At 67.9% G+C, this 3,669-nt stretch carries 4 protein-coding genes; 3 read left to right on the forward strand and 1 reads right to left on the reverse strand.

What is annotated here, in order from left to right; all coding sequences use genetic code 11:
- Positions 1 to 197: 197 nt before the first annotated feature.
- The 3 genes from DBR23_RS15585 to DBR23_RS15595 all read left to right on the forward strand — a co-directional run bounded on the left by DBR23_RS15585 (position 198) and on the right by DBR23_RS15595 (position 2,816).
- Positions 198 to 821 (forward strand): thioredoxin family protein, encoded by a 624-nt coding sequence (locus DBR23_RS15585; protein ID WP_108498849.1) that lies wholly within the window; start codon positions 198 to 200, stop codon positions 819 to 821.
- Between the two features lie 52 nt (positions 822 to 873).
- Entirely contained in the window at positions 874 to 1,389 is a 516-nt protein-coding gene (locus DBR23_RS15590; protein ID WP_108498850.1) for a CoA-binding protein, read from the forward strand.
- 104 nt (positions 1,390 to 1,493) lie between these two features.
- Positions 1,494 to 2,816 (forward strand): O-acetylhomoserine aminocarboxypropyltransferase/cysteine synthase family protein, encoded by a 1,323-nt coding sequence (locus tag DBR23_RS15595; protein ID WP_108498851.1) that lies wholly within the window; start codon positions 1,494 to 1,496, stop codon positions 2,814 to 2,816.
- A 12-nt stretch (positions 2,817 to 2,828) separates the two neighbouring features.
- Here DBR23_RS15595 and DBR23_RS15600 read toward each other — a convergent pair whose 3' ends face one another.
- Positions 2,829 to 3,638 (reverse strand): IclR family transcriptional regulator, encoded by an 810-nt coding sequence (locus DBR23_RS15600; protein WP_108498852.1) that lies wholly within the window; start codon positions 3,636 to 3,638, stop codon positions 2,829 to 2,831.
- Between the last annotated feature and the right edge of the window lie 31 nt (positions 3,639 to 3,669).

Genomic DNA, 3,669 nt, shown 5'->3' on the forward strand with positions numbered 1-3,669 from the left:
CCATCACCGCCGCTCTGGCGTCACTGGGCCGCAGCGGCGTGCCGGTGTACGTGTTCTACCGCCCCGGCAAGCCGCCGGTGGTGCTGACCGAGGTGCTCAGCGTGGACGAGGTGCGCGCCACCATCGCCCAGCTGTAGATCGCTTCCAGCCCACCTTTCCGCTTTCGACCACCCGCCAACCCTTCAGGAGACCCCGCCATGAAGCTGCTTCGCCGTACGTTGATCGCCACCGCCGCCCTCGTCGCCCTGGGCGCCCAGGCCGCCCAGGCCGCCGCCACCGTGGGCCAGCCCGCGCCCGACTTCACGCTCAAGGACACCAACGGAAAAACCGTTCGCCTGTCGGACTTCAAGGGCAAGCATGTGGTGCTGGAGTGGACCAACCCCGGCTGCCCCTTCGTGCGCAAGCACTACGACAGCGGCAACATGCCCGCCACACAGAAGGACGCCACCAGCCAAGGCGTGGTGTGGCTGTCCATCAACTCCACCGAAAGAGCCAGCAGCGACTACCTGGAGCCCGCCAAGCTGATGGCCTGGAAGCAGGAGCGCAAGGCCGCCCCCACCGCCGTGCTGATGGACGAGGAAGGCACCGTGGGCAGGAGCTACGGCGCACGCACCACGCCGCACCTGTACATCGTCAACCCGCAGGGCCATCTGATCTACGCGGGCGGCATCGACAGCATTCCCTCGGCCCGCCCGGCCGACATCGAGAAGGCCACCAACTACGTGAAGGTGGGGCTGGGCGAAGCGCTGGCGGGCAAGCCGATCTCGGCGGCGACGACGGCGCCGTATGGGTGCAGCATCAAGTACAAGTCGCCGGCCTGACCGGCTGCGGTGACGCTGGTCCACGGTCCCGGGGCATGCGTACACTGCTTGCATGCTCCACACCCCCGACACCATCAGCACCCTGCGCCACCTGCTCACCGCCTGCCGCACCATTGCGGTGGTGGGCCTTTCGCCGCAGTGGCACCGCCCCAGCTACTTTGCCGCCAAGTACATGCAGGCGCATGGCTACCGCATCGTGCCGGTCAACCCGCTGGTGGCGCGTGAGGGCGGGCAGATTTTGGGCGAGGCGGCCTACGCCAGCGTGACCGATGCGGCCGCAGCGCTGGCAGCGCAAGGCCAGAAGATCGACATGGTGGACTGCTTTCGCAAGAGTGAGGACATCCCGCCACTGGCCGATGAGGCCGTCGCCATCGGCGCACAGTGCCTGTGGCTGCAGCTGGGCGTGTTCAACGAGTCCGCAGGCCTGCGCGCCGAGGCGGCGGGCCTGCAAGTCATTCAAAACCGCTGCGTGAAGATCGAACACGCGCGTCTGTTTGGCGGCCTGGGCTGGATGGGCGTGAACACGCGCGTGATCAGCGCCAAGCGCTTGCGGCAGCTGCCTTACTAGCAAATTGATAGCTGCCAGCGCATATTGCACTAGCGCTTGCGGCCAATTTCATTCAAATTCTTTCACCCAACCCCCTGCGCAGCACTGCAGGCTGCGCCACCGCCATGACCGAGCCCACATCCCACGGTGCCGACCGCCACTTCGGCTTTGGCACCCGCGCCATCCACGCCGGGGCCCAACCCGACCCGGTGACCGGCGCACGCGCCACACCCATCCACCAGACGACCAGCTTTGTGTTCGACAACGCCGAACACGCCAGCAGCCTGTTCAACCTGCAGACCTTTGGCAACGTCTACAGCCGCATCAGCAACCCCACGGTGGCGGTGTTGGAGGAGCGCATCGCCAGCCTCGAAAACGGCCGTGCGGCCCTGGCCTGCGCCAGCGGCATGGCCGCGCAGATGGCGGCGCTGCTGGCCATCCTCAAAACCGGGGACCACATCGTGGCAGCCAGCACGCTCTACGGCGGCACCGTGGGGCAGCTGGGCGTGGGCTTTTCGCGTCTGGGTATTGAGACCACATTCGTGGACCCGGCCGACCCCGAGAACTTTGCGCGTGCGGTGCGGCCCAACACCCGTGCGTTCTATGGCGAGACCATCGGCAACCCGCTGGTCAACGTGCTCGACATCGCCGCCGTGGCCGGGGTGGCGCATGCGCATGGCGTGCCGCTCATCATCGACAACACGGTGGCCAGCCCCTACCTGTGCAACCCCTTGCAGCTGGGCGCCGACATCGTGGTGCACAGCGCCACCAAGTACATCGGCGGCCACGGCACGACCATGGGTGGTGTGGTGGTGGAAGGCGGCAAGTTCCCATGGGACAACGGCAAATTCCCCGAGATGGTCGAGCCCAGCCGCGCCTACCACGGCGTGAAGTTCTACGAGACCTTTGGCGACTTTGGCTACACCATGAAGGCGCGCATGGAGGTCAACCGCACCTTCGGCGGCGTGCTCTCCCCCATGAACGCATGGCAGCTGCTGCAGGGCGCCGAAACCCTGCACCTGCGCATGCGCGAGCACTGCCGCAATGCGCTGGCCGTGGCGAAGTTTCTGCAGAGCCATCCGCAAGTGGCGTGGGTCAACTACCCGGGCCTGGCGGATTCGCCGTACTACGACCTGGCGCGAAAGCAGTTCCGCGCGGTGGATGGCGCGCCGGGCGCCTCGGGCATTCTCACGTTTGGCGTGAAGGGCGGCGCGGCGGCGGGCGAGAAGTTCATCGACGCCTGCGAGTTCCTGAGTCACCTCGCCAACATCGGCGACGCGAAGACACTGGTGATACACCCTGCATCGACTACCCACCGCCAGCTCAGTGAAGAAGAGCTGACCCGCGCGGGCGTGAGCGCGGACATGGTGCGGCTGTCGGTGGGGATTGAAGACCTGGACGACATCCTGTGGGACATTGACCAGGCGCTGGGGCGCGCAGCGGGCTGATCGCCCCACGGGCTACGCAGGGCTGACCGGCGCACCCAGGCGCTGCGACAAGCTCCGCGCCGCCTCGCGCAGGTGCTGCGCCGCCGGGCTGGCCGGCCCGGTCTGCAGCGTGGCGCTGGGGCCGATCACGGCGATGCACAGCACCAACTGCCCAAACCCATCAAACACCGGCGTGGCCAGCGCGCTGATGCCGGGCAGGAGCTGGTCCGTCACCTCGCTGATCTGGTGCTGACGCACAGCCTCCAGTTCGGCCGCAAATGCAGGCTCGTCCAAAGCGCCCGCAAACCCTTCGGCCGCCAGCGCAGCCGCAGCGCGCTCGCGCGGGCCGAAGGCCGCAAACACCTTGCCCGTGGCCGTATGCCGCACCGAGGCCGTGGTGCCGTGGCGCATGGCCACATACACGGCGGTGGGGCCCTCTTCCACACGAATGATGGTGGGGCCGTTGTCGCCCCAGACCGAGGCCGACACGGTGTAGCCGATGCGCTGGGCCAGCGCGGGCAGCTCAGCAATGGCCAGGCGCACCGGGTCCACCTGCTGCAGGCTGATCAGGCCCAGCTGCATGGCCAAGGGGCCCAGGCCGTAGTGGCCGCTCACGGCGTCCTGCTCGATCAGGCCCAGCTTGCCAAAGCTCACCAGGTAGGGGTGCGCCTTGGCGGCCGTCATGTCCGCCGCGCGGGCCAGGTCCTTGAGCGCCATGCGCCGGCCCGTGCGCGCCAGCACCTTCAGCAGCTGGCCGCCCACCTCCACGCTCTGGATGCCGCGCGGGCTGCGGGGCGTGTCTTCGTCGTCGGCGGGAGGCAGGTCGGGGGTCGTCATGGGCATGGGGCGATTGTCCACGCAGCACAGCATCCAC

The organism is Acidovorax sp. HMWF018 (genome assembly GCF_003061035.1).
GTDB classification, from domain to species: domain Bacteria; phylum Pseudomonadota; class Gammaproteobacteria; order Burkholderiales; family Burkholderiaceae_C; genus Acidovorax; species Acidovorax delafieldii.

Excerpts from the sequence above, each read along its gene's own strand:
- DBR23_RS15585 (WP_108498849.1), top strand. The coding sequence starts at position 198 with ATGAAGCTGCTTCGCCGTACGTTGATCGCCACCGCCGCCCTCGTCGCC.
- DBR23_RS15590 (WP_108498850.1), top strand. The coding sequence starts at position 874 with ATGCTCCACACCCCCGACACCATCAGCACCCTGCGCCACCTGCTCACC.
- DBR23_RS15595 (WP_108498851.1), top strand. The coding sequence starts at position 1,494 with ATGACCGAGCCCACATCCCACGGTGCCGACCGCCACTTCGGCTTTGGC.
- DBR23_RS15600 (WP_108498852.1), bottom strand. The coding sequence starts at position 3,638 with ATGCCCATGACGACCCCCGACCTGCCTCCCGCCGACGACGAAGACACG.